22 protein-coding genes are annotated in these 24,888 nt (G+C 62.5%); 13 read left to right on the forward strand and 9 right to left on the reverse strand.

Annotation, left to right across the window (positions count from 1 at the left end):
* Window positions 1–25 precede the first annotated feature (25 nt).
* The 4 genes from AC522E_RS00215 to glf all read left to right on the forward strand — a co-directional run bounded on the left by AC522E_RS00215 (window position 26) and on the right by glf (window position 3,264).
* Window positions 26–331 carry a hypothetical protein gene (locus AC522E_RS00215; protein ID WP_500748411.1) on the forward strand — a complete coding sequence of 102 codons (306 nt, stop codon included), beginning with the start codon at window positions 26–28 and terminating at the stop codon, window positions 329–331.
* Window positions 332–388: 57 nt separating this feature from the next.
* Window positions 389–700 (forward strand): polyhydroxyalkanoic acid system family protein, encoded by a 312-nt coding sequence (locus AC522E_RS00220; RefSeq protein ID WP_500748412.1) that lies wholly within the window; start codon window positions 389–391, stop codon window positions 698–700.
* A gap of 393 nt (window positions 701–1,093) precedes the next feature.
* Window positions 1,094–2,104, forward strand: a complete 1,011-nt coding sequence (locus tag AC522E_RS00225) for a glycosyltransferase (RefSeq protein WP_500748413.1) — start codon at window positions 1,094–1,096, stop codon at window positions 2,102–2,104.
* Window positions 2,105–2,109: 5 nt separating this feature from the next.
* Window positions 2,110–3,264 (forward strand): UDP-galactopyranose mutase, encoded by a 1,155-nt coding sequence (glf, locus tag AC522E_RS00230; protein ID WP_500750809.1) that lies wholly within the window; start codon window positions 2,110–2,112, stop codon window positions 3,262–3,264.
* Window positions 3,265–3,542: 278 nt separating this feature from the next.
* Here glf and AC522E_RS00235 read toward each other — a convergent pair whose 3' ends face one another.
* Window positions 3,543–6,230, reverse strand: a complete 2,688-nt coding sequence (locus AC522E_RS00235; RefSeq protein WP_500748414.1) for a glycoside hydrolase family 2 protein — start codon at window positions 6,228–6,230, stop codon at window positions 3,543–3,545.
* 839 nt (window positions 6,231–7,069) lie between these two features.
* On the opposite strand from AC522E_RS00235, the gene AC522E_RS00240 reads away from it, so the two are divergent.
* From AC522E_RS00240 to AC522E_RS00250, 3 genes are all read left to right on the forward strand, one after another.
* Window positions 7,070–9,577 (forward strand): DUF3772 domain-containing protein, encoded by a 2,508-nt coding sequence (locus AC522E_RS00240; RefSeq protein ID WP_500748415.1) that lies wholly within the window; start codon window positions 7,070–7,072, stop codon window positions 9,575–9,577.
* A gap of 5 nt (window positions 9,578–9,582) precedes the next feature.
* On the forward strand, window positions 9,583–10,080 hold the full coding sequence (locus AC522E_RS00245) for a CAP domain-containing protein (RefSeq protein WP_500748416.1): 498 nt from the start codon (window positions 9,583–9,585) through the stop codon (window positions 10,078–10,080).
* A gap of 161 nt (window positions 10,081–10,241) precedes the next feature.
* Window positions 10,242–12,047 carry a glucan ABC transporter ATP-binding protein/ permease gene (locus AC522E_RS00250; RefSeq protein WP_500748417.1) on the forward strand — a complete coding sequence of 602 codons (1,806 nt, stop codon included), beginning with the start codon at window positions 10,242–10,244 and terminating at the stop codon, window positions 12,045–12,047.
* A 48-nt stretch (window positions 12,048–12,095) separates the two neighbouring features.
* Here the strand turns inward: AC522E_RS00250 and AC522E_RS00255 are convergent, their stop codons facing one another.
* The 3 genes from AC522E_RS00255 to AC522E_RS00265 are packed head-to-tail and all read right to left on the reverse strand — an operon-like array spanning window position 12,096 to window position 15,195.
* Window positions 12,096–13,427, reverse strand: a complete 1,332-nt coding sequence (locus tag AC522E_RS00255) for an HlyC/CorC family transporter (protein WP_500748418.1) — start codon at window positions 13,425–13,427, stop codon at window positions 12,096–12,098.
* Window positions 13,424–14,551 carry a 3-dehydroquinate synthase gene (gene aroB / locus AC522E_RS00260; protein WP_500750810.1) on the reverse strand — a complete coding sequence of 376 codons (1,128 nt, stop codon included), beginning with the start codon at window positions 14,549–14,551 and terminating at the stop codon, window positions 13,424–13,426. Before aroB ends, AC522E_RS00255 begins: the two co-directional genes overlap by 4 nt.
* A gap of 17 nt (window positions 14,552–14,568) precedes the next feature.
* Window positions 14,569–15,195 carry a shikimate kinase gene (locus AC522E_RS00265; RefSeq protein ID WP_500748419.1) on the reverse strand — a complete coding sequence of 209 codons (627 nt, stop codon included), beginning with the start codon at window positions 15,193–15,195 and terminating at the stop codon, window positions 14,569–14,571.
* Window positions 15,196–15,456: 261 nt separating this feature from the next.
* Here AC522E_RS00265 and xerD point away from each other — a divergent pair, with 261 nt between their 5' ends.
* Window positions 15,457–16,389 carry a site-specific tyrosine recombinase XerD gene (xerD, locus tag AC522E_RS00270; RefSeq protein ID WP_500748420.1) on the forward strand — a complete coding sequence of 311 codons (933 nt, stop codon included), beginning with the start codon at window positions 15,457–15,459 and terminating at the stop codon, window positions 16,387–16,389.
* 206 nt (window positions 16,390–16,595) lie between these two features.
* Complete coding sequence (locus AC522E_RS00275; RefSeq protein ID WP_500748421.1) at window positions 16,596–16,781, forward strand: con-10 family general stress protein; 186 nt, start codon at window positions 16,596–16,598, stop codon at window positions 16,779–16,781.
* A gap of 10 nt (window positions 16,782–16,791) precedes the next feature.
* On the opposite strand, the gene metW is transcribed toward AC522E_RS00275, so the two are convergent.
* Both metW and metX read right to left on the reverse strand, forming a co-directional pair.
* Window positions 16,792–17,499 (reverse strand): methionine biosynthesis protein MetW, encoded by a 708-nt coding sequence (metW, locus tag AC522E_RS00280; protein ID WP_500748422.1) that lies wholly within the window; start codon window positions 17,497–17,499, stop codon window positions 16,792–16,794.
* Window positions 17,496–18,677 (reverse strand): homoserine O-acetyltransferase MetX, encoded by a 1,182-nt coding sequence (gene metX, locus AC522E_RS00285; protein WP_500748423.1) that lies wholly within the window; start codon window positions 18,675–18,677, stop codon window positions 17,496–17,498. Before metX ends, metW begins: the two co-directional genes overlap by 4 nt.
* Window positions 18,678–18,827: 150 nt before the next feature.
* On the opposite strand from metX, the gene AC522E_RS00290 reads away from it, so the two are divergent.
* From AC522E_RS00290 to AC522E_RS00300, 3 genes are read left to right on the forward strand one after another with little or no spacing between them, the layout of a single operon-like run.
* On the forward strand, window positions 18,828–19,661 hold the full coding sequence (locus AC522E_RS00290; protein ID WP_500748424.1) for a chorismate mutase: 834 nt from the start codon (window positions 18,828–18,830) through the stop codon (window positions 19,659–19,661).
* 56 nt (window positions 19,662–19,717) lie between these two features.
* Window positions 19,718–20,824, forward strand: coding sequence for a histidinol-phosphate transaminase (gene hisC, locus AC522E_RS00295; protein WP_500748425.1), 1,107 nt, complete (start codon window positions 19,718–19,720; stop codon window positions 20,822–20,824).
* Complete coding sequence (locus tag AC522E_RS00300) at window positions 20,817–21,764, forward strand: prephenate/arogenate dehydrogenase family protein (protein ID WP_500748426.1); 948 nt, start codon at window positions 20,817–20,819, stop codon at window positions 21,762–21,764. Before hisC ends, AC522E_RS00300 begins: the two co-directional genes overlap by 8 nt.
* Here AC522E_RS00300 and AC522E_RS00305 read toward each other — a convergent pair.
* On the reverse strand, window positions 21,758–22,807 hold the full coding sequence (locus AC522E_RS00305; RefSeq protein ID WP_500748427.1) for a DUF2125 domain-containing protein: 1,050 nt from the start codon (window positions 22,805–22,807) through the stop codon (window positions 21,758–21,760). The genes AC522E_RS00300 and AC522E_RS00305 overlap by 7 nt on opposite strands.
* Window positions 22,808–23,050: 243 nt before the next feature.
* Between AC522E_RS00305 and AC522E_RS00310 the strand changes: the two genes are divergently transcribed.
* The gene (locus AC522E_RS00310) at window positions 23,051–23,575 is read left to right on the forward strand and encodes a gamma-glutamylcyclotransferase (RefSeq protein ID WP_500748428.1); all 525 of its coding nucleotides are present in this window, start codon (window positions 23,051–23,053) and stop codon (window positions 23,573–23,575) included.
* Here AC522E_RS00310 and AC522E_RS00315 read toward each other — a convergent pair.
* Window positions 23,572–24,009: a hypothetical protein gene (locus tag AC522E_RS00315; RefSeq protein WP_500748429.1), complete on the reverse strand. Its 438-nt coding sequence runs from the start codon at window positions 24,007–24,009 to the stop codon at window positions 23,572–23,574. The genes AC522E_RS00310 and AC522E_RS00315 overlap by 4 nt on opposite strands.
* A gap of 60 nt (window positions 24,010–24,069) precedes the next feature.
* A complete protein-coding gene (locus AC522E_RS00320) occupies window positions 24,070–24,837 on the reverse strand; it encodes a lysophospholipid acyltransferase family protein (RefSeq protein WP_500748430.1) in 768 nt (255 codons plus the stop codon).
* Window positions 24,838–24,888: the final 51 nt, after the last annotated feature.

Below are 24,888 nucleotides of genomic sequence, written 5' to 3' on the forward strand. Positions count from 1 at the left end.
TGGGCCGGCAAGGGAAGGCAGGACGATGCACCTGGTCCAGATTCTCCTCCCGTTGGCGGACAACACCGGTCGCAAGTTCGCCGAGGCTGATTACGGCCGAGTTCGCTTCGAGCTGTCGGAACGCTTCGGCGGCATTACCAGCTTTACCCGCGCACCTGCGAAAGGCATGTGGAAGGAAGGCGGGCATACGGCTCACGATGATATTGTGGTGTTCGAAATCATGGCGAGGGAGCTCGACCACACGTGGTGGGAGCAGTACCGAGCCGTTCTGGAGCAGCGTTTTCAGCAGGAAACCATCGTCGTTCGGGCTCTCAAGGTAGAGATGCTGTAGTCGTGGAACCTTCGCGATGCCGCCTCGCTTGTTCCGATTGAATGTGGAGCGTTCCTGATGGCGAAACCCCTTGTTGTGTCAATTCCCCATAATCTCGGCAAAGCAGAAGCAACGCGGCGGCTGCATGGAGGAATGACGCACCTCAAGGCCCAGTTCAGCGACAAGATCGCATCCATTGAGGAAAGCTGGGCAGAGGACCGGATGACATTCCATCTGGGAGCAATGGGACAGACGATAGCGGGACACCTCGATGTCATGGAGGATCACGTCCGCGTTGAAGTTCATTTGCCTTGGATACTGTCGATGGTCGCCGAGAAAGCCAAAGGCTTTATTAGAAAACAGGGCACGTTGATGCTCGAAAAGAAATAGGCATCCTATTCTGAATAGCTGTTCATTTCGATGAACGACGTTGGAACCAACCCATACCCGTGGCGTTGAATGAGGGATTGCGACTGCGACCCTTCTGCGGCCGAGTCGATCAAAAACGATTGCCTGATATTCCCCCGGACTGAGCGTTCTGTCCGTTCGCAACAACTCGTCTTACTTGAGGATCGCGCCATGCTTGAGCGTTCGACAACGCAGCCGCATGCTCTCCACCTATCTTTCAAATCTGCTGGTCGAACCCCTCTTCTTGTCTGCTTTTCCCATTTGCGATGGGACTTCGTATGGCAGCGTCCGCAGCATCTTCTGAGCCGGGCGGCGAGACACTACAGGGTTCTCGTGATCGAGGAGCCGATCTTTAAGCCCGGCGTTAAGGCGCACATGGATATCAGCCTGCGTCCGCAAGGCGTTACCACCGCCGTTCCAGTTCTTCCAGAAGGCCTGAGTCATCACGACATCCTCGCGGAGCAGCATGATCTGATCGAGGAGTTGATCGGCCGCAACGCCCAGGGGCCACGCGTGTTCTGGTACTACACTCCTATGGCTCTTGCTTTCACGAGCGATCTCGAATGCGACCTGTGCATCTACGACAATATGGACGAGCTCTCGCTCTTCCGCGGCGCTTCCGAGGAGCTCCTGGCCCTAGAGGAGAATCTGTTCTCCCGATGTGACCTCGTCTTCACGGGCGGCATGAGCCTTTATGAGGCCAAGCGCAACCGTCACCACAGCGTTCACGCGTTTCCGTCATCCATCGACTTCGACCACTTTTCCAAGGCGCGCGCGATCAGGCAGGATCCAGCTGACCAAGCCGGGATTCCTCAACCGCGGCTCGGCTTCTTCGGCGTCATCGACGAACGGATGGACCTCGATTTCGTAGCTCAGGTTGCTGAAATGCGGCCGGATTGGCAACTCGTCATGATCGGCCCAGTCGTAAAGATCGATCCGGCATCGCTGCCGCAGAAACCCAACATTCATTGGCTTGGCGGCAGGTCCTACAGCGAGTTGCCCCAGTATCTCTCGGGCTGGAATATCGGCTTCATGCCTTTCGCTCTCAATGAAGCGACAAAATTCATCAGTCCCACCAAGACGCCGGAGTTTCTCGCAGCTGGCATTCCCGTCATTTCAACCCCGATAACGGATGTCGTCCGACCTTATGGGGACAAAGGGCTCGTGGAGATCGCAAGTAACGCGGTCGAATTCATTGAGAAAGCGGAGTTGGCTCTCGGAAGACAGAGGGAGCCATGGCTCGCCAAAGTCGACAGGCATCTCGCCGCGGGATCATGGGATAAGACCTGGTCCGCAATGAATGCGCTCATGCAGGATGCTCTCGGCAACAGCCATGGCAGGCATACGACGTCTCTTCCTGCTTATGCCACGACGCCTGCGGAGTGAACCAGATGTACGATTGGTTGATTGTTGGCGCCGGATTTGCGGGCAGTGTTCTTGCTGAGCGGCTTGCCAATGAGCGTAACGAACGGGTTCTTCTGATCGATCGGAGGCATCACATTGGTGGAAATGCCTATGACCGCTTTAATGATGACGGGCTTCTGATTCATCAGTATGGGCCGCACATCTTCCATACCAACTCCAAGCAGATCTTCGACTATCTTTCCCGCTTTACCGACTGGCGCTTCTATGAGCACCGGGTCCTGGCGGAGGTCGATGGCACATTGGTTCCGATCCCGATCAATCTCGATACCGTCAACAGCCTCTATGGGCTGAACCTCACGTCAGAAGAACTGCAGGACTGGTTTGCCGCGCGTGCGGAAAAGGTGAATGAGATCAGGACCTCGGAGGATGTTGTCGTCTCGGCCGTGGGACGCGAGCTCTACGAGAAATTCTTCCGTGGCTATACCCGCAAGCAATGGGGACTCGATCCATCAGAACTGGATAAATCGGTCACGTCCCGAGTGCCGACCCGAACGAACCGGGATAATCGCTATTTCGGCGATGAATATCAATTCATGCCCAGGCACGGCTATACACGGATGTTCGAGAGCATGCTTGATCATCCGAACATTCATGTGATGACGCAGACGGACTATGACGACGTCAAGGACATCGTGCCCCATCGACGCGTCATCTACACCGGGCCGATTGACGAATATTTCGGCTTCAGGTTTGGAAAGTTGCCCTACCGTTCGCTGCGGTTCAAGCACGTAACACTCGAGCAGGGCTGGTATCAGCCCGTGGCCGTCGTAAATTACCCGCAGACAAACGACTACACTCGGATCACGGAATACAAGTATCTGACGGGCCAGGAACACGCCCGGACAGCTTTGACCTACGAGTACCCCTCAGCAGAAGGGGATCCCTACTATCCGATCCCCAAACCGGAAAACCAGGAGCTCTTCAAGAAGTACGAGCGCCTGGCGCTGGCTACTCCGGATGTCTGGTTCGTCGGTCGACTCGCGACCTATCGCTATTACAATATGGACCAGATCGTCGGCCAGGCGCTGGCCACATTCCGGCGCATCAACGAAGCGTTGCCGGCAGAGGCGGAAACGACGAATGTCAAGGTTGTGCCCTCCTCGGCGGCATTGGCTTCGTGACGACCAAGGCCCGCAGAAACATTCTCATTCTGGGAGACCGATCTCGAAGAGATGAGGCCGGTCGAACCTGATGCCGTCTTCAGGTAACGACTTGCGCGTGCCCGGCAACAGCGCAGCAAGTCCCCTTGGCTCTTCCTCAAAGGGTCTCCTGACCGCTTTCTCGAGAGCAGCGTTATCGACGGATGTCGGACTGGAATTCGGCAGGCCGTGCCGGATCTGCGCGCCGCCCGCAAGGGCGGCGAGCTCACATCCGCCAGATCACGCCCCCTGAAGACTGGTCAAGCGGCGGCCTCAGCCGCTTTGACCGCTTCCTCCATGTGTACCATGCGGGATTCAACAGCCAGCTCGATGAGGCTGTCGAGAAGCATGGTCGCGGTGGGATCCGCCATGGGTTCGTCCTGCAAGAGTCGGAAGGTCGAAGCTACTATCCGCCCCCGTCCGTAGGACCGTTCCACGCCAAGCGCTACCGGCTTGTGTATCCAACCGACGGCCAGACCGGCGAAAACACGAGCCTGAAAATCAAGCAGATTGCAGCCGGAAATGACGTGATCCGGAATGACCCGGTCCATCGTCTCATCCAGCAATGGTCCGCTCGGGAATCGGGCAAAATGCCCTGTGCGGCGCAACCATGCGAAAGAAGAAGCCCAATCACCGCGCCAGAGCGTACCGTCACGTGACTTGACTTGAACGTTCTGCCAATGCGGGAAGAAGGGATACAGGCTGATCTCACTTTCCGGCAGCAGCAGCAGGCGCGCGCCCTGGCGCACATGGTCGGCGATGGCTTTGTCATGGCTACGGGATACCACGACGGTGGATTCCTCCAAGCTGCGCGCGGACGCATAGCCCATCAGCTTGATCCGTTCCCGCAGATCGTCGTCGGGCGACCAGATCAGCTGTCGTGCCTGGGCTGGCCTGGTGCGGTTCGCGTGGATGGCGAGATCTACATGGTTCTGCGCAACGAGGCGCCCTTCAGAGGTCCGCAGTTCGAGAGAAATGCGGCGCAAGGCCGGTTCGGTCAATCTCGTGATGGGGAGCTCCACCGATCCGAGATCGAGAACCGTCGGTGCCTCGAGACGAGGAACGGGAATGCGCTTTGTCTCGTCGCACAGGCGAATCTCAAGCTGGCAATCCTGCAGGGCCGGACCGGCTCCATGTGCGATGGCGAGCTGCAGAGTTGCGGTCTCTCCAGCCCAGTACGAGACGCGCTCCCATTTCGGCACAATCACGGTGTCGGCATTGATGACAGGGAACAACTCGTGGAAAACGCGCGGGTTGCGACGCATGTCGAGGAGGCCATTCGATTCCCAGTGGCAATCGTGAAGCTCGGTGATGACGTAGCCAGCCAGCGACGGCTTTCGACGCATGGCCTCAATCTCATACTTCAGAGCACGGAACTGCTGCCATTGCGCTGCGATGACGAAACGGCGGAGATCGCCGAAAACGCGGTCCAGACTCCAATCCGAGAACCGGTTCTCGACCCCGTGCGCGTACATCACGCCTTCGCCCCAGTCATGGCCCGTTTCGAACCACCAGGGCTCCTCTCCCTTGGAATTGCGGAGGTCCTTTGGATAAGGCAGCCCCCAATTGCCGAACTCGGAACACATGAGGGGTTCGCGCCCCGTGATGACGGCATCGCCATGGGGCGAATAAAGCCAGGACGCCCGCCCCGCGAGTTCATCGACGAACTTGTCCCACTCGTCTCGGTGATCCGGGACGGCTGCATAGAAATGATAGTCGGCAATGTCCGATTCCACATGGAAGCTCGGCGCCAGCGGGGAATTGTCGACAACGAGACGCGTCGGATCATAGGCCTTGAGCCAGGCAAAGGTGCGTTTGAGCCAGTCGCGGTGATCGGGATCGTTGACGAGATCGACGCCCCAGTTCTCGTTGATGATCGTCCAGATGATGATCGACGGATGGTTGCCATCACGATCGACGATGCCCTTGAGGAGCTTTTCCTTCCTCCCCCGGGAGCGGTCCGTTGCCATGCCACCGTTCGGAAGTTCGGTCCAGATCAGCAGACCCATCCGGTCGGCCACGTCGTAATAGCGCGGATCGGCTGCCTTGATGTGGCAGCGCAGGCTGTTGAGGCCAAGCTCTTTCGCCTTGCGGAACTGGTCCTCGAGGAACTCAACGGATGGCACCGTGCAGATCGTGTCCGGATAATAATCCTGATCGAGAGCTGCGCGCAGATAGAGCGGTTCCCCGTTGAGATAGAACTTGCCGTTCCTGGTCTCGATCGTACGGAAGCCGAAATGGTCGCTGATCTCGTCCCGCGCGACCCCATCACGGATCAGGGCAAGGCGGATCGTATAAAGGTTCGGCTCGTCCGGTGACCAGGATTTCACGTCCTTGACCGTGAAGGTGAAGGGCATGCTGGTCACGCCCACCTGCGTTTCATGGGTTTCGTCGAGGACGACCTTTCCGGATGGATCCTTGACTTCGATCCGGACCGCAGCGGAGTCGGTGAGGGGACGAGCAAAGAACACGCCGGAGGTCACATGACCGGTCTCACGCTTCGGGACGAGGCGGATCCTTGTCATATGATCCGGGATGCGGCGCTCGAGAAAGACCGACTGCCAAATGCCTGAGAGCGGCCCGTACCAGCTCTGCTTGCCGAAGGGAATTTCGGCGAAGGGTGAATCGGGAAACTCGGCAGGATTGTCCGTGGGCGAATCCACGCGGACCTTGATCTCGTTGAGACCCGCTTTGAGATAGGACGTGACGTCGAAGGAGAACGGCAGAAATCCACCTTCGTTCGTGCCAACCAGTTCCCCATTCACGAAGACGCGGGAGTTGTGAAAGACCGCTCCGAAGCGCAGCCAGATGCCGTCGCGGAGCCAGTCCTCAGGAATGTCGATGGCCCGACGATAAATACCAATGCCGGCGCGCATCCGCAGATCCTGGAACTGGGCCTGCCACGGGCTGGGGACGATGATCTCGCGGACTTCCGCTGGACCGGACATACGGTCATCGGCAACGTGCAAAAATTCCCAGCTTCCATCCAAGCTGATGCGATTGTCTTGCATGACAACTCCTTGAATCGGCGCTTACCCAAGGGCACTCAAAGCGGCAAAAACATGACTGAAACGGCAGGAGGAAGACGTTTCGGCCGTGGCTGAGCCGTGTCCGTTTCCAAGGCGCCTGCTCCCACATCCTTTCGGCTCGTAGTTCCGTTCCGACGCCATGCCCGGTCCGTCTCCATCAACGGCTGAACCCAGATGTTGGATCCCCACCCCTCCCATTCCTGAGCCCCCGCATAAGGCCAGCCGTCAGGGATAGGGGGAGGAACCGCCTCTTCCATGTCGCGTTGCCCACTTCACACAGCCGAGCCACGGAGCCCGGCCCCAGTCCTTACACGGTAACGAGGTTCACAATGGCTAGAATTGTTCCTGATGATCGGTCCCGACAAGGCCCCTCAGGCCGGCCAGTGCTTGGAGTGCTCCTTGGAGCCCTGCTCCTGTGCGGTATTGCCTTTGGCGGGTATCTCCTGTGGGTTGGCGCTACGTCACCCAATAATCCCGGGCAGGATGCGTCCCGTGCCGCCACGACGGGTTCCCCATCGGGATCGGCATCGAACCCTACTGATCGAACCTCTCCCGCAAATCCGGCTTATCCGGCACCTGCGGAGCCCTCGGCGACTGGAACAACAAAGACGAAATAAGCTCAGAAGTCGGGACTTCACCCGGAACAATGTCTGTTCATCGTTCCGGGCTTTTCTTGCCAACGTCCTCTCGGGCGGCGACTTTTCGCCTTAATGATTCGCATAACCAGCGTTCAACGAGTTGCGACGGGGCGATATCGCATGACGAAAATGGGACGATCGCGGCTGCTTCTGGCCGCTATGCTGGCTTTCGGCATGACGATGGCTGGCCTGGCCCAGGCGCAGGCCCCCCAGCCAGGCGTCGCGACACCCGTTTCTCCGACGGCGGCCCCGGCGACGGGGAATGGCTCGGCTCCGGGCGCAGCCGACACGAAGGCCGCGCGCGCCAGACTTGATGGCTTCAAGGCCGAACTGAGTCAGAGAGAATCTGCCATTCAGGGCCGCACGCAATCAGATGCGGACCTTCAGGCCCAGCGGCAGCAGATAGAACCGATTATCGAGAGCATCCGCACTCTCATTGCCGAGCAGGCTCCCAAGCTCGAAGCCAGCAAGGCTCGGCTGGCTCAGCTTGGGCCGAAACCAAAAGAGGGCGAACCCGAAGAGAGCGCCGACGCTGCCCGGGACCGGAGCGAGCGGGAAGCGGCAGTGGCAGAGCTCGATGAGACGCAGCGCCTTGGCCGGGCGCTTCTCGTGCAGGCGGAGCAGCTCAGTGCGCAGATCAGCGATTTGCGGCGCGCGGGTTTCACCCGTGCACTCTTCGAGAAGAGCGACAGCATCCTGAGTCTTGGCCTGTGGATGGACGTCCTCCAGGCCATCCCGAGGGAGCTCAGGGCTCAGAGGATCACGTTCGGCGACACCCTCGGGCAGATCCAGCGCAATGCGACGCTCGGGGTCCTGCTGCTCATCGGCTTGTCCCTCGGCGTCGCCATTGCTCTCTATGGCGGGCGACGCTCCATCGCACCGCGCCTTGTCCGTCGTGATCCGGCCATTCTCGATCCGGCTCGCCGCAGCCGGCTTCTCGCGGCTTTTGCCGTGCTTCTGCTGGGTACCGTTCCCGCCATTGCCGGAAGCTGGATCTTCTGGGTTGCGTTCGACGCCGTCAATCTCTTCCCCCCTCGCCTCGAGCAGGTCGTTGCGGCCATCCTGCGGGGCATCGCGTTCATCGCCTTCGTCCGCGCCCTGATCGATGCCATTGTGGCGCCGGATCATGGATCCTGGCGGCTGGTCGCAGTCAGCGAGGCATCCGCAGCACGGATCATGAACTTCGGTGTCACCCTCGCGACCGTCATGGTGGTCGGCAAGGTACTGGACGCCTTCAACCAGGCCATCGCCGCCGCTCTGCCGATCACTGTCATGACGCGGGCCATCTTCGCCCTGGCCTCAGCCCTTATCTTCGCCGAGTTGCTCCGCCGTTTCGCGACCAGGACAACCCAGGACGAGCCCTGTCTCGGTCCTTATGTCGCGCCCGAGGTGTCCGTCGGGGGGCCCCTCCGCACAGTGGGCTGGATCGTCGTTGCAATCGTGATCGGCAGCGTGCTCGGCGGGTACGTGGCACTCGCCTCGTTCATGGTCGACCAGGCCGTCTGGATCTCGATCCTCGTCGCCTTGCTAATCCTCTTCATAGCTCTCGCGGACGAGTTCATCAGCAATACCTTCAGGAACCAGAGCCGCATTTCGACGATGCTGCAGGCCAATACGGGGCTGCGCCGTCGCTCGCTCGAGCAGATCGGCGTTCTGGTGAGCGGTGGCGTACGCCTTGCCTTGATCATCATGGCCCTCCTTTTGGCGCTGGCGCCCTGGGGGATCGAGTCGACGGACGTGATGGGGTCGCTGCGGGCGGTGTTCTTCGGGTTCACCGTCGGCGACGTGACGATTTCCCTGTCGTCGATCCTGATCGCTGCCCTGCTTTTCACCCTCGGCTTTACGGTGACCCGCGTCATTCAGCGCTGGCTCGACAACACGTTCCTGCCAGCCACCGAGCTCGATGCAGGCCTTAGGAACTCGATCCGCACGGCCGCGGGATATGTGGGCATCATCTCCGCGGGCGTGATCGCCTTCACCTATCTCGGCCTCAGCCTGGAACGGGTCACGATCGTCGCCGGCGCGCTCTCGGTCGGTATCGGTTTCGGCCTGCAGTCGATCGTCAACAACTTCATTTCCGGACTGATCCTGCTCTGGGAGCGCCCCATCCGCGTTGGCGATCTCGTCGTTGTGGGCGATGGTGAAGGCTATGTGCGCCGGATCAACGTGCGCTCCACCGAAATCCAGACCTTCGATCGCTCGACGCTGATCGTGCCGAATTCCAATCTTATTTCCGGCATCGTCCGGAACCGGGTCCGAAACGACAGAATCGGGCGTGTCATCGTCTCGTTGCCCGTGCCCCGTGCCTCGGATCCTGACCAGGTGGCGGAGATCATGCGACAGAGCGCACTCGCTCATCGAGAGGTCATGAGCGAACCCGCTCCGAGGATCATCTTCAAGAAGGTGACCGAGAACACGATCGATTTCGACCTCGTCTGTTTCGTGGACGACATCGATTCGGCGGGCCGGGTTTCGAGCGACCTCTATTTCGACATTTACCGCAAGCTGCGGCAGGCAGGCGTGGGTGCGCCACCTGCACCCCCGGCACAGTTTCCGGAAGAAGAGCCGGACGGGAAGCCCAAGCACCAGGATGAGGATGAAGGCTTAACTCTTCTCAAGGATAAGTGAGCCTCATGAAACAGACGATTGTCCTCAGCCTCCTGGCGGCAGCGCTCGCGGCGTGCCAGGGCGCTCCGCCGGTGGCCCGCAACCAGACCCCGAGCTTTTATGCCTCTCTGGCACGGGCCGATACAGTCGTCGATGGCGCCATGGCGCGGGACATGATCAACGCCTACCGGCGCAACAAGGGCCTCGATCCACTGGTCCTCGACCCCAATCTCCAGGCCGCCGCGGAAGCGGAAGCGCGCACCATGGCGCTGGCCGACAAGCCCAGCTCCGCGGATTCCTTCAAAGCGCGCGTCGCGGCCGAGGGTTACAACGCGCCGGCAGCGAATCTCTCCGCCGGATATCACACCCTCGCCGAGGCATTCTCCGGCTGGCGAGAAAGCCCTCAGCACGACAAGGTGCTGACCGACCCGCAAGCGTCGCGGATCGGAATTGCGACCGCCTATGCACCGAAATCGAAATACAAGGTCTATTGGGCTCTCGTCGTGGCTGCTGAAAGGCGCTGATGCGCCTTCCATGGCACGAACAAAGTCACGGGTTGGCCGTTGATTGTCTCAGGGTTCGGTTTATGAAATGAATCCTGAGACGGGAGGGCGCTCGCGATGCGGCGACAGGCGGGACGGACGGCACAGACCATCGAATCTCTCCGCCGGGAGCGGTGATCGCCATGTGGTTGGTCCGTCTCTATGTTCGGGTTCTCGGGCAGCTCGGTTCCGACCTCAGGATCGGCGCGCTCCTTGCTCTCGCCAATGTCGCCCTCGCGATCTCTGCGTTCGCCGAGCCGATCCTGTTCGGTCGCATCATTGACGTTCTGACCCGGGCCCAGATACCCAATTCGCCTCCGATCACCTTTTCGGTGCTTCTGCCTCTCATCGCAGCCTGGGTCGCCTTCGGATTCTTCTCCATCGGTGCCGGCGTGCTGGTCGCTCTGCATGCCGATAAGCTGTCGCATCGTCGGCGCCTGGCCGTGATTGCAAATTATTTCGAGCATGTGCTCGAACTGCCGCTGGCTTTCCATACCTCGACCCATTCCGGCCGGGTCCTGAAAGTGATGCTGGAGGGCTCGAACGGCATGGCCTGGCTGTGGCTGGGCTTCTTCCGCGAGCATTTCGCGGCGCTTGTCGCCCTGGTCATCCTCCTCCCGCTGACGGTGTTTCTCAACTGGAGGCTGGGACTGCTCCTCGTCGCCCTTATGGTCGTCTTTGCCATCCTGACGACGATCGTGCTTCGCAAGACGGAGAGTCTCCAGGGCGCCGTCGAGCGATATCATTCCAGCCTTGCGGAGCACGCCTCCGACGCGCTCGGCAATGTTCCGGTCATCCAGTCCTTCACCCGTGTCGAGGCGGAGGCGGGTTCGCTGCGCGCGATTATCGGCCAGCTCCTCCAGGCGCAGAACCCCGTGCTGTCCTGGTGGGCCGTGGCATCAGTGGCTTCACGCGCCTCTGCGACGATCACCGTGACGGCCGTGTTTCTCGTCGGCACGGCGCTTCATCTGAACGGACTTGCGACCATCGGCGAGGTGGTCATGTTCATGAGCATCGCCACCATGTTGATCGGGCGGCTGGAGCAGGCGGTCAGCTTCGTGAACCAACTTTTCATGCAGGCGCCGAAAATGCGGGAGTTCTTCGAGATCCTCGATACCGCTCCCGCCGTCCGGGACCGCCCCAACGCCAAGCAGGTGCCGCGCTTCAAGGGCAAGGTCGCCTTTGAGAATGTGAGTTTTTCCTACGACGGCAAGCGCCCTGCCATCCAGGATGTGACCTTTACCGTGCCTCCCGGCGAAACCGTCGCCCTTGTCGGCGCGACGGGGTCCGGAAAATCGACGACCCTGGGGCTTCTCCATCGGGCGTTCGATCCGCAATCCGGTGTCATCCGGATCGATGACGACGACATCCGCGACCTCGGCCTGTCCTCTCTCCGGCGCAACATCGGCGTGGTGTTCCAGGAGCCGATGCTGTTCGCACGCTCGATCCGCGAGAACCTCCAGGTCGGACGGCCGGATGCGACGGATGCGGAGATGGTCGAAGCCCTGGAGCGCGCGCAGGCGATCGAGTTCATTGCCCGGCAGAGCGCCGGGCTGGACACGCTGATCGGCGAGCGCGGGCGCTCGCTTTCGGGCGGCGAACGCCAGCGCCTCTCCATTGCGCGCGCTCTCCTGAAAAACCCGCCGATTCTGGTTCTCGACGAGGCCACGAGCGCTTTGGATGCTGCGACGGAAAGGAAGCTGCAGCTCGCCCTCGACGAGGTCATGAGGGGCCGGACGACCTTCGTCATCGCCCATCGCCTGGCAACGATCCGAAATGCAGACCGGATCCTGGTTTTCGATCAGGGTCGGGTCATCGAAGCCGGGACATTCGAAGAGCTCGTCGCCGCAGGCGGGCGCTTTGCGGAGCTGGCGAAGGCGCAGTTCATCGCCAGCGAGACGTCTGTGAAACCACTTGGCGACGGCTCCACGCCCCTTCCTGCCCCCTGACGGATTCCGGACCTCGCTGCGGTCGTGAAGCCTGCGTGCGCCGTGCCGTCAGGACTGGCCCCTCCGGCCTGCGGCTGGCGATGCCTCGTCCAATTTCCTGACGATGGAAAGGGGCATGATCCGAAGCGCGGTGATCCGGTTGCGCGACTTACGGAGAACCTGGAAGCGGAACCCGTGGAAGGTGAAGATCTGGCCTGTATCCGGGATGGCTTGCGCTTCGTGGATGACGAGCCCTGCGATGGTGGTCGCCTCCTCGTCCGGCAGGTTCCAGTCCATGACCCGGTTGAGATCGCGGATCGGCACGGAGCCGTCCACGTTCACGGATCCGTTCGGCTGCGGACGTACGCCCTGAACCGATAGGTCGTGCTCGTCCTTGATGTCGCCGACGATCTCTTCGAGGATGTCTTCGAGCGTGACGAGACCCATCACCTCGCCATATTCGTCGACAACGAGCGCGAAGTGGGTCTTCTTGGCGAGGAACGCCTTGAGCTGGTCGCGCAGCGAGGTCGTATCGGGCACGAACCAGCTCTCGAGCGCAATGGTTTCCACATCGAGCCGACCCGCATCGCCACCCACTGCATCGAGGGCCCGGAGCAGGTCCTTGGCATGGAGGACGCCGATGATGTTCTCCTGGCTGCCGCGCCAGAGCGGCATGCGCGTATAGGAAGACGAGAGCACTTCGCGCACGATTTCTTCCGACGACAGATCGGCGTTGATGGTGCGCATCTTGGTGCGGTGGACCATGACCTCGGAGACGCTCAGTTCCTCGAGATCGAGGAGACCGCCCATCATGTCGCGTTCCACCTTGGCCACGTTGCCTTCCTTGTGGAGGAGGTCGAGCTGACCGCGGATTTCCTCACTGGCGGACAGGATCGGCGTGTTTGCCCCGATATGGATCCCGAATGGCCGCAACATGAGTCGGACAAGGCGTTCGATCGCCAGCGCCAGCGGACCGATGATGGCCACGACCCAGGTCATGGGGCGAGACAGGGCGAGGGACACCGTATCGGGGGAGGAAATGGCGATGGTCTTCGGCAGGACTTCGGCGAAAACGATCACGAGCACCGACATGATGACGGTCGCATAAAGCGCTCCGCCATCGCCGAAGATCGCCACGAGCACGCTGGTGGCGAATGCCGAGACGCCGATATTGACGATGTTGTTGCCGATCAGCACGGTACCGATGAAGCGCTCGCGCATCTGGAGGAGGCGGTTCACCAGGGCGGCTCGTGTGTCGCCGCCCTTCTCCAGGAACAGCATGCGTGCCCGGGATGCGCCGGTAAAGGCCGTCTCGCCGGCCGAAAAAAAGGCCGACAGCAGAAGACAGAAAATGACGACAATGGCCGCGACCCAGAGTTCGCTTGAAGAATCCTCGATCATGGTGACGCTGCGCTGCTCTCACTCGCCAGAAACGATCGAACCGAATTGACTGCGATACCGGGGGCGATGAAGCTTCGCCCGATGCCCCGTGCCAGGATGAAGGTAAGAGCGCCGCCCTTCACCTTTTTGTCCTGTGCCATGGCATCGAGCAGTTCCTCGACAGTGCCGCAGCCACCCGGAACATGGTTCAGGCGCGTGGGAAGTCCAGCCGCGGCAAGATGGGTCTCGACCCGCTGTGCATCCGACGCGGGGCAGAGGCCCAGGGCGGCCGAAAAGCGGAATGCGAGGCATAGGCCGATGGCGACGCCTTCGCCATGGACGAGCCGCGTGGAATCGTAACGGGTGATCCGCTCGAGCGCATGACCGAAGGTATGGCCGAGATTGAGCAGGGCGCGGTCGCCCTCCTCGCGCTCGTCGCGGACCACGACGGCCGCCTTGGCCCGACAGCTCTGGGCCACGGCCTCGTCCCGCTCCGCTCCTCCGGAAAAGACGCCGTGCCAGTTCGCTTCGCACCAGTCGAAGAAACGGGGATCGTCGATGAGCCCGTATTTCACGACCTCCGCATAGCCGGCCCGCATCTCCCGCAATGGCAATGTGTCGAGCGCGGCCGTATCGGCGAGGACGAGGCTCGGCTGATGGAAGGCACCGACGAGATTCTTGCCATGGCGTGAGTTGATGCCGGTCTTGCCGCCGACCGAGGAATCGACCTGAGCGAGCAGGGTGGTGGGGACCTGGACGAAACGGACGCCACGGCGCACGATGGCTGCGGAAAAGCCGGCCAGGTCGCCGATGACGCCCCCCCCGAGGGCCACCACGAGATCCCCGCGCTCGGTCTTGGCCTCGAGCACGAGATCACAGACCTTTTCCAGGGACGCGTACGATTTCGTCGCCTCGCCGGGCGGCAGGACGATCGTGGCCGTGCGAAGGCCTTCCCGCTGGAGGGCTTCGGCCAGGGGGCCGGCATAGAGGGGACCGACATGCTCGTCGGTGACGATTGCGGCGGTCCGCGCGCCAAGCGCCGCGATGCGCGCGCCAGCGCCTCCGAGGAGCCCCCGGCCGACCAGGATCTCGTAGGCCCTGTCGCCGAGGGAGACCGGGACCGTGATCACCGAGGCTTCCGGCATTCGCGCCGCTACACCATTCACCGGGGGGAACTCCCTTGTGCGTCGAACCAATTCTGAAGGGCCTGGATCACATCCGACACGACCCGGTCGTGGGGTGCCTCATGGGAATAGACGGTCACATCGGCGGTCGCATAGACCGGGTGACGAACCTCCATGAGGTTGCGCATGGTCCCCTCCGGATCGGGGTTCCGAAGCAGGGGGCGCGTGGCCCTCTTGCGGACCCGCCGCATAAGAACGTCGAGATCCGCCTTGAGCCATACCGAAACGCCCGCCGCCGCGATGGCAGCGCGCGTTTCCGCGTTCATGAAGGCACCGCCGCCCGTGGCAAGAACCATCGGGCCCTCTTGAAGCAGGCGGGCGATCACGCGTCGCTCGCCGTCGCGAAAATGCTCTTCCCCATGAATGGCGAAGATCTCGGGAATCGTCATTCCCGCCGCTACCTCGATCTCGTGATCGGCGTCGCGAAACGGCAGGCCGAGCTTCTGCGCGAGCCGTCGGCCGACGGTGCTCTTTCCGGCGCCCATGAGGCCGACGAGCACGAGTGAGCGCGAGCCGAGCTGGCGGGTAAGAGGATGGCCGCCCTGGCTTCTGATGTCCTGCCCGCCGGCTTCATCAAGCAAGTTGAAGCGGCTGATATTGTTCATGCGCCTGTCCTAGCATGAGGTCTTCGCTATGTCACAGCGCCAGAAATGACGGGCCCCGGAAAAGCTTGCCTTTAGGCTCAGCTCATGGTTGTAGGTGGAAACCTTGAAGAGGGGCCCCGTGCCGACGTTATTCCGGTTTCTTGTGGTAGTGGCGATCCTTGCCGGGATCGGTTTTGCTGTCGTTTTCGCCCTTGCGACTCTTGTCGAGCCTGAGCCGCGGGAAATCGCGGTTCCCATTCCAAGCAGTCGCCTGTCCACTCCATGAACGGCGCGAGGCAGGCCGTCCTGTTCCTCGATATGCTCGCCGCCGAGCGAGGCGCCTCGAAAAATACGCTCGATGCCTATCGACGCGACCTGGACGATTACCTCGCCTATCTCGCCGAGGCGAAGAGCCAGCCCGACACGGCCTCCGCCGCCACGGTGCGGGGTTTCATGGCCAGCCTCGAGGAGAGGGGGCTGAAGGCGTCTTCAGCCGCCCGGCGTCTCTCGGCGGTCAGGCAATTCCACAAGTTTCTCTATGTCGAGGGCTATGCCCCGGTGGATCCGACCGCGGCCGTATCCGCCCCGAAACGCGGGCGGGTCCTGCCCAAGGTTCTTTCCACCGATCAGGTCGACCGCCTTCTGCAAGTGGCCCATGCGGCAATCGCGAAGGAGGAGGCCACTCCGGCGGAGCGACTTCGGGCCGCCCGCATGGCATGCCTGCTCGAGCTCCTCTATGCGACAGGGCTGCGCGTCAGCGAGCTGATCAGCCTCCCGCGGAGCGCCGCCAAGACCCGTGAGCGTTTCCTCATTGTCCGCGGCAAGGGGGCCAAGGAACGCCTGGTGCCGCTGACCGATGCGGCGCGGGAGGCGAGCCGCGCCTATCTCGCGCTCCTCGAGGAGCAGGGGAAGGCGGCGGGGACCTGGCTGTTTCCGTCGGACAGCGAAAGCGGCCATCTCACCCGCCAGGCCTTCGCCCGGGATCTGAAAATCGCCGCCGCCGCGGCCGGCCTCCGGGCCGACAAGGTCAGTCCCCACGTTCTGCGCCATGCTTTTGCCAGCCACCTGCTTCAGAACGGCGCTGATCTGCGCATCGTTCAGGAATTGCTCGGCCATTCGGATATCTCGACCACACAGATCTATACCCATGTCCTGGATGAACGCCTCAAGAGCATGGTGCGCGACCTGCACCCGTTGGCGGGGCGCGAGAGCTGAGATGTGAATAAAATAAAATGCAGGTTATGTATGTTGTTCATGGCCGGCAAGATGTCGTCTTGGAAAGATTATAAGCTCACATGCGGAGAGTTGCTCTAGATAACCGCATGTAAACTTGAGTATAAATTATTCTATAGACAAGCTAGAACTGTCAGCGATCTGATGCGTTGGTGGGATCCGCGATGAATCATCATGGAGAAATCATCATGGCAAATCGCTCAGGCTCATCGAATCGTGGCTTTGCTTCCATGGATAAGGATAAGCAGCACGATATCGCCCGGAAAGGCGGAGAGAGCGTTTCCCCCGAGGACCGTTCGTTCTCCAAGGATCGCGATCTTGCCAGCGAGGCGGGCCGCAAGGGCGGCCAACACTCCCGTGGGGGCCATCGCTAGTCGAGACCTTTCACGTCGAGACTGGCGTTGGGAGGGCCGCCGCAAGGCGGCCCTTTCCCGTGTCTGAAGCGTCGCCTTGCCTCGTCAGCAGGAAGACGCCCTGTTCCCCCAAGAGATTCCATGCCCACCAGGGCAACGTGACGCGGACGGGGTGACCGCTCGCGTCGAGGGCGACCGCCCTGTCCATGCGGGCACCGACCTCACGGCACAGATCCATGAAATCGCGGATCGTACAGAAATGGATGTTGGGCGTGTCGTGCCAGGAATAGGGCATGTTCTCGGTGACGGGCATGCGCCCTTTCAACAGCAGATCCAGCCGGACGCGCCAATGCCCGAAATTGGGGAAGGACACGATGGCCCGGCGCCCGATGCGCAGGAGTTGCTCGAGCACGATCTTCGGCTGACGCGTGGCCTGGATGGTCTGCGACAGGATGACGTAGTCGAATGCATCGTCGGGATAGTCGGCGAGGTCGGTATCCGCATCGCCCTGGATCACGGGCAGGCCCTTGGCGAGGCAGGCATTCACCCCTTCGCGGGATATTTCTATGCCGCGTCCGTCGACACCCTTGCGATCGCGCAGGAGCGCCAGCAGCGATCCGTCGCCGCAGCCGATGTCCAGGACGCGTGATCCTGCCGCCACCATGTCCGCGACGAGAAGGAAATCGAGTCGCGTGCCGTCCTCACGGGCGTTCGGCGGGTGGGGGGCATCTACGATCATCGGGCCAGTCCCCGGACCCGGGCGGCCGCGTCGATGAAGCCGCGGGCCGCGGCGAACATCTCGGGCTCGTCGAGCAGGAAAGCGTCGTGCCCCTTGTCGCTGTCCACCTCAACGAAGCCGACCGAGGCAGCGGCGGCATTCAGAGCGTGAACGATGGCGCGGGAATCGGCGGTGGGAAACAGCCAGTCCGATGTGAAGGAGATGACGCAGAACCGCGTTGCCGATCCCTTGAAGGCGCGGGCCAGGCTGCCCCCGTACTCGGCGGCAAGGTCGAAATAGTCCATGGCCCGGGTCACGTAGAGGTAGGAATTCGCGTCGAAGCGCTCGACGAAGGAGAGGCCCTGGTAGCGCAGATAGCTTTCGATCTGGAAATCTGCATCGAAGGAAAAGGTCGGCGCGCTGCGGTCCTGGTAATTGCGCCCGAATTTCCGATGGAGGGCCATTTCCGAGAGATAGGTGATATGGGCGCCCATCCGGGCCACCGCGAGGCCCTTCGTGGGCCTCGTCCCCTCGGCCAGATAATGGCCGCCACGCCAGTCGGGATCGGCCATGATGGCCTGCCGGCCGACCTCGTGGAAGGCGATGTTCTGCGCGGAATGGCGCGCTGCCGCAGCGATCGGGAGGGCGGAGAAGACCCGCTCCGGATAGCTCGCCGCCCATTGCAGCACCTGCATCCCGCCCATGGAGCCGCCGATGACACAGAACAGGCTTGCGATTCCGAGCCGATCGATCAGGGCCTTCTGCGCGCGCACCATGTCGCCGATGGTGATGACCGGGAAGTCGAGAGCGTACGGCGAACCGGTTTCCGGATGGGTCGAAGCCGGGCCGGTGGTGCCCATGCAGCCGCCGATCACATTGGCGCAGATCACGAAAAACCGGTCCGTGTCGACCGGCCGGCCTGGCCCGACCATTGTGGTCCACCAGCCGGGCTTGCCCGTCACCGGGCTGACATTGGCGACGTGCTGGTCGCCCGTCAGGGCATGGCAGATCAGAACGGCGTTGGATCTGTCCGCGTTCAGGGTCCCGTAGGTCTGGTAGGCGATCTGCCAGGGAGCGAGGGGAACCCCTGCATCGAGCATCAGCGGCTCATCGACGCCGAAGCGCGCGACCGGGCTCGACGGATCGTCGATCTGGCTTCGCGGCTCGGGGGGCTGGAATGCGCTGGTCATACTCGACATAGCGGAAGCGTTCGATCTTTCGAACAGCGGTAGAGCGCGGAAGCCCGCGCGTCAACGCGCATAACGCCTCGCCGGGGACTCCGGGCGTATTCAGGCTTGGCACGGCCGCAGGAGGCTGCGAAGAAGAGCGCCAGCGTTCAGGACCGACCCATGACCACCGAAAAGCCCGTTCCCACACTCCCCCAGCTCCGGCAGGAGATCGACCGGATCGATGAAGCGATGCACCGGCTCCTGATGGAGCGCGGGACGATCATCGACCGGCTGATCTCGGTGAAGAAGACCTCCGAATCCGGTTCGGCCTTCCGTCCGGGCCGGGAGGCCTCGATGATGCGGGGTCTCGCCCAGCGTCACGAGGGGCTCCTGCCGCTGGACACGGTCGAGGGCATCTGGCGGGTGATCATTGCCACCTTCACGTATGTCCAGGCTCCTTACGCGGTGCATGCGGACATTTCCGGCGGCGACGCGCCGATGCGCGATTCGGCCCGGTTCCATTTTGGCTTCACGGTCCCCTATATCAGCCATCCCAGCGCGGCGGCGGTGATCGAGGCCGTCGCGTCCGGACGGGGCGATCTGGGGATTTTCCGGATTGACCAGGGAGCGTCCAGCGGCGCCTGGTGGCGGGCGCTGGCGGACAGGGACCGGCCGAAGATCATTGCTCGGCTGCCTTTCATCGAGCGGCCGGATCATCCGGCCGGCACGCCCGTCTTCGTGATTTCGAAACCGCTGACCGATGCCGCCGTGCGCGACGTCGTTCTCTACGCGGCGCAGTTCGAACGCTGGCACAAGGACGTTACCGGGGCGCTTGCCGGCCTTGGCGGCGAGGCGGTTGCCAGTGCTGCGGATGCCTATGGCCTCTCCGTCCTGATCGCCGTGCCAGGGTCTCTCGAGGCCTCGCGGCTGCACGATACTCTTACCGAGGCGGGGGCGAGCCTGGCCCAGCTCGTCGAGATCGGCAGTCACGCCGAACGTTTCCACGTGAAATGAGCGCGAAGCTGCGCTAGAGCCATCCCCAAAACCAATCCCATTCAGGAAGCGTTCCCATGTCCGCCCGTCCCGAACCCCGTCCCGGCGTCTTGAAGATCGAGGCCTATGTGCCCGGCAAGAGCGCGGCGGCAGGGGTTTCGAAGATCCACAAGCTGTCCTCCAACGAAACGCCGCTCGGGCCCTCGCCGAGGGCGATCGAGGCGATCCGCGCCTTTGATCACCTGGAGTTCTATCCCGACGGCTCCGCCACGCGCCTTCGTGAGGCCATTGCCGCCAAATACGGCCTCGATTCCCAGCGCATCATTTGCGGTGCCGGCTCCGACGAACTGCTGTCCCTGATCACGCATGCCTATGTCGGGCCTGGCGACGAGGGCATCTATTCCGAGCACGGGTTCCTCGTATATCGCATCGCCATTCTGGCCGCGGGCGGCGTTCCCGTGGTGGCCAAGGAGAAAAACTACCGAACGGACGTGGATGCGATCCTCGCCAAGGTGTCGCCAAAGACCAAGATCGTCTATCTCGCCAACCCCAACAACCCGACGGGCACCTATCTGCCCTTCGACGAGGTGAAGCGTCTCCATGCCGGTCTTCCGTCGCATGTGGTTCTCGTGCTCGACGCGGCCTATGCCGAATATGTTCGCCGGAACGACTACGAGGCCGGGCTGGAGCTCGTCGCCACGGCCGAGAACGTGGTGATGACCCGCACCTTCTCGAAGATCTATGGCCTTGCGAACCTGCGGATCGGCTGGATGGTCGCGCCGCCGCACATCGCAGACGCGGTCAATCGGATCCGCGGACCGTTCAACGTCAGCGGACCGGCCATGGCCGCCGCCGTCGCCGCGCTCCAGGACGATGCCCATGTGGCGAAGGCCATCGAGCATAACGAGACCTGGCTCTCCTGGCTCACCCGCGAGATCGAGGCCTTGGGCCTGAAGGTGACGCCCAGCGTAGGCAATTTCCTGCTCATCCATTTCCCCCACGAGGAGGGTCGGACGGCGAAGGACGCGGATGCCTACCTGATGAGCCGCGGCCTGATCCTGCGCCGGATCGACGGCTACGGCCTGCCGCACGCCCTGCGGCTGACCATCGGAGGCGAGGAAGCGAACCGTCTGGTCGTCCAGGCCCTGCGTGAATTCATGGGCGGCAAGGACAGTCATGCCTGATCGCCTCGGTCCTCCACGCGAGACTCCGCTCTTCGGACGCATCGCCCTGATCGGCCTCGGCCTGATCGGCTCCTCCATTGCCCGTGCCGCGCGGCATCAGAACCTCGCAGGCACGATCGTCGCCATCGACCGCGACGAGGCCGTGCTCGACCGTGTGAGGGATCTCGGGCTTGCCGACGAGGTGACGAGCGATTTTGCAGGCGGCGTCGCCGATGCCGACCTGGTCGTCCTTTGCGTGCCGGTCGGGGCCTGCGGTAGCGTCGCCGAGGTGATCGGCCCCCACCTCAAGCCCGGCACCATCGTATCCGATGTCGGTTCGGTAAAGGCCTCGGTGGTCGCCCAGGTGCAGCCCCATCTGCCTCCGGGCGTGCAGTTCGTTCCCGCGCATCCGGTGGCAGGCACGGAGCATTCCGGGCCCGATGCCGGCTTCGTGACCCTCTTTTTCAATCGCTGGTGCATCCTCACGCCGCCGGAAGGTACCGAGGAGGGGGCTATCGAGCGCGTCAGGGACTTCTGGTCCGCCATGGGCTCGAATGTGGAGGTCATGACGGCGCAGCACCATGATCTCGTGCTCGCCATCACGAGCCATGTGCCTCATCTCATCGCCTACAACATCGTCGGCACGGCCGCGGATCTGGAGACCGTGACCCAATCGGAGGTGATCAAATTCTCCGCCGGCGGCTTCCGTGATTTCACCCGCATCGCCGCTTCCGATCCGACCATGTGGAGGGACGTGTTCCTGCACAACAGGGAAGCGGTGCTGGAAATGCTCGGCCGCCTCAACGAGGACATCGCCCTTCTCGCCCGCGCCATCCGCTGGGGCGAAGGCGACAAGCTCTTCGACCTGTTCACCCGCACCCGTGCGATCCGCCGAGGAATCATCTCGGTGGGGCAGGAGACGCCGGAACCCGATTTCGGACGCCGGCGCGACGATCAATAGATCACGGGCAGCCTGACGCTCGGGATCACGAACGGGCCGAGTGCGAGGGTTCCGTTATCGAGCCGCAGCGGCGGCAGGGGCGTCAGCGCCGGCTGCTCGGCTTTCGCCGGGCCATTGGCGCGCCCGCCCTGACCGAGTAGGGCTCCGAGCAGCACTGCGCCGGGTCGGTTGCCCATCATCGACCCGAGCAGTCCATCGAGGCCGGAAGCGGCGACATTGAGCGTGCCTGACGGTCGATGCTGCGGGTCGATGCCGAGTTCACCCTTGGCCTCCACGCGGCGAGAGCCCTTGTTCACGGCCAGCATTTCGATCGTGACCCTGCCGGAATCATTGCGCCAGCGCTCCAATTCCTCGGCGATGGGGCGGCCCCGGAAACCTTCGGCCTGCGTGATGGTGAGATCTGCCTGCAGGTCCGCCGGCTCGGCGCCGCCGATCAGATTGTCGAGTGCCGGAATCCTGGCCTTCTCGATGGACAAGGCGACATCGTAGGCCTTGTCCTGAGGGCGCGAGGGATCGGGCCGCAGGTGAAATTCGGTCTCCCGGCTCGCCAGGACGATGGGTTCAGGAGACAGGCCCGTGACGGTGAAGGTGGGATTGGTGGCGACCGCCGAGAGTCGCTGCAGGCCGTTCGCCGTGGCATGGACGCTGGTCTGAAGCAGGTCCCAACGCCCCTCGAATGTGGCGGCGCCGTCGGTCAGGCGCAGGGGACCCTCGATTTCGGTGATGACGAATCGGGGTTGATAGACCTGGGCGACCGATTCGACCCGCCCAAAGGAGGCCGTCACGGTGCCGTGGGACAGGTTCAGGGATCCGCAGGTCACCTCCATGCGGAAGGGGAAGCCGCTCACAGTCCGGTCCCGGCAGGTCCATTGCCGGCCGGCTTTCGCCTCGAGACCGAACCAGGCGTCGATGGAATCCGTGGTGCGGCTACGGATGACGAACCACGCAACGCTCCAGGCGATGGCGATCAACAGAAGAAGCACGAACGGCGTGTAAAGCCAGAAACGGCTGGAGCGGACGTTTTCAGTGGCGGCCTCACCCATTCGGGTCTCCTGTGGTATCGCCTTTTGCGAATTGTGGGCCCATCACCCGCCATGGAAGGATCGGCTTCGGCGGACCATGGGCTTCATAAGGGAGGGCATGGACGGACGCAAAACCGGATTCCCTCTTTTCAGGTCCCGCTCCGGGTTGTGAAATGTCGCAGGATCCTGACGGGCAGCCGGTCCCGCTCGTCGGGATCATGCTCTAGCGCCGGATCCGGGCAAGGATCGGGCATATCGGTCAAAATGCAGGTTTCCAGCGATTTATGGGTCTTCGGATACGGCTCGCTCATGTGGCGACCCGGCTTCCCTTTCGTCGAACGGCGGCACGCCCAGCTCCACGGCTATCATCGTTCCCTCTGCGTCTTCTCGCACGTGCATCGCGGCACGCCGGAGAAACCGGGCCTCGTGCTCGGTCTCGACCGCGGAGGACGCTGTCATGGTGTCGCGTTCCGTGTGGCCGCGGAAGAGGCCGATGCCACCATTCACTACCTGCGCGAGCGGGAACAGGCGACGGCAGTCTATCTCGAGCGTCGTCTTCCGGTGCGCCTGGAGGGGGGCCTGAGAGCCGAGGCTCTCGCCTACATCGCCGACCGGAAACACCCGCAATACGCGGGTCGCCTGTCCTTCGAGGAGATCGTCGACCTGGTCCGCAACGGGGAGGGAATCTCGGGACGCAATCCGGATTATGTCCGCTCCACCCATGAGCATCTGGTCGGAATGGGCGTGGTCGATCCGCTCCTGCAGCGGCTGACTCTGTCGATCGACTAGCGATCCTGCTCGTCGTCCTGGCGCAGATCGTCGATCACAGCCCGACGCTCACATTCGTCGTGAGCGAGGCGGTGCACATGCATTTCATTGGCGCCGCGATTCTGGACGTCCGCCATCCATCGGGCGCGGGCCTGCTCGCTCGGATAGGAGCTGGCGGTGGCGATATCGATGACATGGGCTGTCCCTGCCTCGTCGCGTTTGACCGCCAGGATCACGGCGTCGGTCGTCACCTCGAAGACTTCGGCCTCGACGAGAGGATGTACGCCGACGATATAGCGCCGGCCGGAGCGACCGCGCCACGAACTCAAGGCCTCGGATGCCCGGAGCCCGGCGGTCGCTCTCAGGCGTTCCTCGCGCACACCCGCTCTCCGCGCCCGATCATTGCGAAGATCCCGCATCGCCATGGACCACGATATGGTTCGTTTGTTCGCCATTTGTTCTTAATATAAGAATCACCGGCGAAGCCGTCAAGAATCCCTCAAATCCTTGTGATGTCAGGATTCCGAGGCGTCTGTCCCAAGGCCGCTGCCGAGCCCGTTCCCCAAGTCCTTGCGCCCCTCGGCGATGAGCCGCTCGGTGCTGGCCTCGATCCTGTCCTGCATCGTCTTGAAGAAGACGTCGCGCGGCAGACCCGGCGGGATCGGATCGAGAACTTCGACCAGGATCGTGCCCGGGCGCCGGATGAACTGGCGGCGTGGCCAATAGAGCCCCGAGTTCAGTCCTATGGGAAGGCAGGGGACGCCGAGATTCTGATAGAGATGCGTGATGCCGAATTTGTAAGCCGGAGGCGCACCCGCCGGGCGGCGCGTGCCTTCCGGGAAGATGATGATCTCACGACCTTCCTCGGCCTCCTCGCGGGCTCTTGCCATCATTCTCAGGAGAGCCTGGGAGCCCGCCTTGCGGTTGACCGGGATGCAGTCCGCTTTCCAGGTATACCAGCCGAAGAACGGGATCCAACGGAGTTCCTGCTTCAGGATGAAGGTCGGATCCTTGAAAAGCGGAAGGAGAGCAAAGGTCTCCCACAACGACTGGTGCTTGGAGGCGACGAGCAGCCCGCCCTCGGGGATCCGTTCCCGCCCACGGATTTCCACCTTCGTTCCGGCGATCACGCGCATGAGCCAGAGGGAGGAAAGGGCCCAGTATTGCGCGCATCGCATGAAAACGCGCCGCGGCAGCAGGAAGGTCGGCAGCAACGCGATCATCCAGAGGATGATGTTCACATAGAAGGCGATATTGAAGAGCAGGGAGCGGAGGATGAGCATGGCTTCGACGAAAAACGGGGCCTCGTGCCCCGCGTGCCGCCACTCTAAGCC

The organism is Microvirga sp. BF8, assembly GCF_059888585.1.